At 68.6% G+C, this 3,512-nt stretch carries 7 protein-coding genes; 1 reads left to right on the plus strand and 6 read right to left on the minus strand.

Annotation, left to right across the window (positions count from 1 at the left end; genetic code table 11):
- The coding region (locus VGV13_15955) for a hypothetical protein (protein HEV8642585.1) at nucleotides 1-213 on the plus strand (213 nt) is incomplete at its 5' end.
- A gap of 133 nt (nucleotides 214-346) precedes the next feature.
- On the opposite strand, the gene VGV13_15960 is transcribed toward VGV13_15955, so the two are convergent.
- The 6 genes from VGV13_15960 to VGV13_15985 form a co-directional block, all read right to left on the minus strand.
- The gene (locus VGV13_15960; GenBank protein HEV8642586.1) at nucleotides 347-766 is read right to left on the minus strand and encodes a type II toxin-antitoxin system VapC family toxin; all 420 of its coding nucleotides are present in this window, start codon (nucleotides 764-766) and stop codon (nucleotides 347-349) included.
- Nucleotides 763-1,002 (minus strand): type II toxin-antitoxin system prevent-host-death family antitoxin, encoded by a 240-nt coding sequence (locus tag VGV13_15965; GenBank protein HEV8642587.1) that lies wholly within the window; start codon nucleotides 1,000-1,002, stop codon nucleotides 763-765. The genes VGV13_15960 and VGV13_15965 overlap by 4 nt, the downstream gene beginning before the upstream one ends.
- A 126-nt stretch (nucleotides 1,003-1,128) precedes the next feature.
- Nucleotides 1,129-1,479 (minus strand): nucleotidyltransferase domain-containing protein, encoded by a 351-nt coding sequence (locus tag VGV13_15970; GenBank protein ID HEV8642588.1) that lies wholly within the window; start codon nucleotides 1,477-1,479, stop codon nucleotides 1,129-1,131.
- Nucleotides 1,451-1,846, minus strand: coding sequence for a HEPN domain-containing protein (locus VGV13_15975; GenBank protein HEV8642589.1), 396 nt, complete (start codon nucleotides 1,844-1,846; stop codon nucleotides 1,451-1,453). The genes VGV13_15970 and VGV13_15975 overlap by 29 nt, the downstream gene beginning before the upstream one ends.
- 351 nt (nucleotides 1,847-2,197) lie before the next feature.
- Nucleotides 2,198-2,596 (minus strand): type II toxin-antitoxin system VapC family toxin, encoded by a 399-nt coding sequence (locus VGV13_15980; protein ID HEV8642590.1) that lies wholly within the window; start codon nucleotides 2,594-2,596, stop codon nucleotides 2,198-2,200.
- A 118-nt stretch (nucleotides 2,597-2,714) separates the two neighbouring features.
- Nucleotides 2,715-3,512 (minus strand): ABC transporter permease (locus VGV13_15985; protein ID HEV8642591.1); only part of this gene is annotated, 798 nt, incomplete at its 5' end.

Consider the following 3,512-nt stretch of genomic DNA (forward strand, 5'->3'; position numbering starts at 1 on the left):
TTGGTGACGTCGGAGACCTCGAGGCGCTCTTCGCTGCTGATGACGAACGAAGTGCTGAATACCTTCATCGTGTGCTGTCTCCGTGACGCGTATCGTGGCAGTTTGGCTGGCCAGCGCCAGCAGGGCCGCGTCAAGACCAACGGGTACGATAACGACAACAAACCGTCAAAGTCAACCTTACACACGCCCCCCCTCCAGCCGCCAAAAGCCTAAACCGCCTTGGGATCGAGCAAATCCCTGAGCCCGTCGCCCAACATATTCAGGCCGAGCACGGTGATCGCGATGGCGCCGTCGGGGAAGAGCGCGAACGATCGATGCCCTGAGCCGTGCGCGCGGAGAAATCCCCTCAGGCGCGCGCGAACTGCCTGACCCCGGTGGCCCTGGCAGCGGCTCTCAAGGCGTGGTCCCTGGTGGCGAGGGGAAGCTGTTCCCGCATCGCCAGATGGAGGTAGGCGGCGTCATACGCGGACAGCTGGTGCGCCGTGGCCAGCCCCAGAAGGCCGGGGATCTCCCCAATCGTGATCGGGCTATCCACCACCACCGGTAGCTCGCCGACCAGCTCGAGAAATCGCATGGCGGCGGCGCGGCTGAGGCGCCGGCGACGTTCGGCCATCACCAGCACGTTCGCCACTTCGAGTGGCCACAGCGCGGGGACCACCGCCGCCCCGTCCGCCAGAGCCTCCAGGACAGCATCCGCGTACCGATCGGCTTCGCTCTCGAAGCACCACGCCATGGCCACGGAGCAGTCCAGAACGAGCCGGGTCACCTCCGCCCCTGGGCGATGAGGGCGCGAAGGGAGCGCCCGCCGAGACGCCGGCCTTTCCGAAACGCCTGGAGCGCGTTGATGACATCGTCCAGCGCCACACGCCGCACGCCAGCGGCCGGAACCAGCATGGCGACCGGGACGCCGTGTTTCGTGATCGTGACCCGGGCGCCCTTGGCCACCTCGTCGATCAACCGCGGAAGCTGCGTCTTGGCCTCGTACACTCCTACCGTCGTCATGCCGTCCCCCCGCTTAAGACCAGGCTCAGACCAGAATAGGTGGAGCGGGCCGCGGCGTCAAGGCGTCTCGAGGGTGGCCGTTCGGCGCGGGTCCGGCGCAACGGCAGGCCCAGCGCGAGCCCGCTCTCACGGAGGCGAGGCCGCCGGGCGGGAGGGCTGCTCGAAGAGCGTGACGCCGTCACGCGTCATGCGATCGACGGTTGCCCGCGCCGCCTCGTACTCCACCTCGGTGTAGAGGTGCGGCTCGAGCCGCGGCACGCCGAGCGCGCGCTTCACGTCCGCGTAGGCGTCCGGTCGCGGGGCCCCGCGATAGACGACGAGCAGGTCGACGTCGCTGGCGACCGTGTGGGTACCCCGCGCGCAGGAGCCGAACAGGACGACCCTGACGAGGGGAAGCGCCGCTCCGAGGCGGTCGAGCCGCGCCTGGAGCGTCCGCACCAGCCCCGCCCTATCGAAGGCGGGATAGAAGATCCGCACAGAACCTGATGATCTCATCGGCATGGCCGATCAGCCGGGTCGCCTCGCCCTTCGTGTAGCGCGTCCGCGGTGAACCCGACGGATGCGCGTTCGGGTATCGGGTGGGAATGTAGGCCTTGTCGAGCTCGAGCCCGCTTTCCACGAGGGAGTCGGGAACGGCGTGGCGCTGGCTCAGCTCCGTGAGCAGGTCGGCCACCGCGTGGCCCCACGCCTCGGCACCAATCGCCTGGAAGACCGCCTTGACAGCCTCCTCGGCAGCCTGCTGGGCGGAAAAGCACGCCCATTCGTAGTAGCCACCGTCCAGGTCGCTCCGGGCATGCCGGAGATCGCCTTCCGCCTGGTCCAACCAATCACGGCTGCGCTCCACCCTACCGCTCCTTCCAGCGCCGACCCTTACGGTCGGCGCCTCAGCCGCGGCGGCCCCGCCCCCGACGTTTTACCGAACGACGCTGGGCGGCCGCCGTCGGCTGCAGACGCGTATTGAGCGGCGCCGCGGCGCCGGCCCGTCCACGGCGCCCCTGGCGGATGACCCGGACGAGTTCGTCAGTGGTCACGGCAGCCCGAACGCCAGGCACATTCAGTGGCGATCGACCCGCCCGGAGGGGCTGCACAGTGAAAAGGCGCCCATCCCGACGTCGGATTCGGACTTCGCCCTCACGCGACGCACGATCGAGAATCGATGCCAGCTCCTGACGTGCACGCGAGTAGGTGAACACCTTCATGATGGGACCTCCACAATACTGAGCCCGACGCGCGCCGCTGCCCGGCGCAGCGCCCGATCCAGTGTCAAGAGTGGCGCCCGCCGGGTGCGGGCGGCTTCGAGCAGGTAGCCATCATAGGCATACAGGCCATGAGCACTGGCTAGATCAACCGCCCGTTCCAAGTCGATCCCCACAGTTTCCAGCGGAATCGCCTCGAAGGACCGCACCACCCGACGCGCATGCGCTCTGGTAAGCCGCCGTCGGCGCACCAGAGCCGAAAGCGCGTTTCCCACCTCCCACGGAACGGATGGCGGCACGCACAACGTTGCGCCGGTCGTCAGCTGGATCAGCGCCTCCCGCTCCGGCTCCTCAAGCAGCACAGCCAGGACCGCGGAGGTGTCCACGACCAGATCCATGTTGTTTCAGACCTGTACAATTGTACTCCGAACAAGCTCCAGACGGCCACCCCCGAACTCCAAATTCCATCCCAACGTCGCGGGGACGAACAGACGAACGGTGGGGCGTGCTGGTCGCTCATGCCGCCCTGGGGTCCAGGAGATCTCTGAGCCCGTCGCCCAACATGTTCAGGCCGAGCACGGTGAGCGCAATGGCGCCGCCGGGGAAGAGCGCGAACGAGGGGTTCAGCGACAGGAAGTTCTGCGCCTCCTTGAGCATGAGGCCCCAGGAGGGATGGGGGGGCTGCGTGCCCAGACCGAGGTAGGCCAGGCCCGCCTCGGCCAGGATGGCCACGGGAAAGCTCGTCGTGGCCTGCACGATGAGGGGCGGCAGCGTGTTGGGCAGGATGTGGCGGGCGACCAGGCGCCGGTCGGCCGCGCCGAGCGCCCGCACGGCCAGGACGAACTCGCGCCCGCGCAGCTCGAGGAAGCTGCCGCGCGTGAGCCGCGCGAAGGCGGGGACGAAGGCGATGCCGATCGCCACCATGCTGATCACGATCCCCGGGCTGAAGACGGCCGCGAAGAGGAGCGCCGCCAGGATGGCGGGAAACCCCTGCACCGCGTCGACGAGCCGCATCAGGATCTCGTCCGGCCAGCCGCCCACGTAGCCGCTGAGCATGCCGATCAGCAGGCCCACCACCGCACCGATGCCGACGGCGATGACGCCGACGGCGATCGACGTCACCGCGCCCACCATCACGCGCGACAGGATGTCGCGCCCGTACTGGTCCGTGCCGAAGGGATGGGCGCCCGAGGGACCCTGCAGCCGTCCCGTGATCGACATCGCCAGCGGGTCGGCGGGCGTCCAGAGGAGGCTCAGCATGGCGGTGGCCACGAGGGCCACGGTGATCGCCACGCCCACCAGGAACGTGAGATG

Source organism: Candidatus Methylomirabilota bacterium (assembly GCA_036001065.1).
In the GTDB taxonomy this organism is placed as follows: Bacteria; Methylomirabilota; Methylomirabilia; order Rokubacteriales; family CSP1-6; genus MNEF01.